Here is a 1041-nt window from a genome sequence, read left to right on the forward strand (position 1 = left end):
GCGAGGGACTTGACGTCCTTCACGTACGAGGGGACGGCGATCTCCAGGGAGGTCGGCTCGTACCAGGTGCCCAGGTCGGTGAGGTTGTTCTTGTGCTTGTCCCAGTAGTTCTTCTGGGCGTGAGGCAGCCAGGCGTCGAAGTTGAGGTCCAGGTCGCCGGTGGCCAGGCCGGTGTAGACCGGGCCGACGTCCATCTGCTTCAGGTTCAGCTTGTAGCCGCGCCGCTCCAGGACGTTCTTCCACAGGTAGGTGACGGCGACGTCCTCTTCCCACGGGAACCAGGCGACGTCCAGCGGACGCTTGGCCTCGGCCGGGGTGGCGCCGGAGCCGCCCTGGACCGGGGCGAGCTTGTCGACGAGGCCCGGGTTGGACTTCAGCCAGGTGCGCACGGCCTCCTGCTGCTTGCCCTTGCCGGACTTGTTGATCTCGGCCTCGAGGCTGGTGAGCTGCTTCTCGGTGAGCTTGAAGTCCTTCATCCACTGGGCGGCGGTGGGATCGTCGGCGGCGAAGCCCTTTCGGGAGAGTGTGTGCACGCCGTCGCCCTTGCCCCAGGCGCCCTTCGGGTCCTTCAGCTTCTTCAGGTCGTAGTCGTTGTACGCCCAGTGCGGCGACCAGAGCGTGACGACGATGGGTTCCTTCTTGCTCATCGCCCGCTTCAGCTCGGCCAGCATCGCCGGGGTGGAGCTGTCGACGACCTTGTACTCGCCCTCCAGGCCGTAGGCGCCCATGACCTTGTCCTTCAGCAGGGCCATCTCGCCGGCGCTGGACTCGATGCCGGTGATCCTGCCCTTGAAGAGGTCCGCCCTGCCCTTGAGGTCCGCCAGCGTGTTGACGTCCTTCATGTAGGCGGGGACGGTCAGCTCCAGCGACGTCTCGTCGTACCAGGAGCCGAGGTCGTCGAGCCGGTCGCCGTACTTCTTCCAGTACTGCGCGTGCGTGGTCGGCAGCCAGGCGTTGGTGACGATGTCGATGTCGCCCTGCGCCAGGGAGGTGTAGAGCGGGCCGGCGTCGAACTGCTTGGCCTCCGCCTCGTAGCCGCGC

General features: G+C 66.5%; 1 protein-coding gene. It reads right to left on the reverse strand.

Annotation, left to right across the window (positions count from 1 at the left end; all coding sequences use genetic code 11):
• A partial coding sequence (locus tag ACFW2E_RS47765; protein WP_384478660.1) for a glycine betaine ABC transporter substrate-binding protein occupies positions 1-1041 on the reverse strand: 1041 nt, incomplete at both ends.

It is taken from the genome of Streptomyces sp. NPDC058964, assembly GCF_042741275.1.
Lineage (GTDB): Bacteria > Actinomycetota > Actinomycetes > Streptomycetales > Streptomycetaceae > Streptomyces.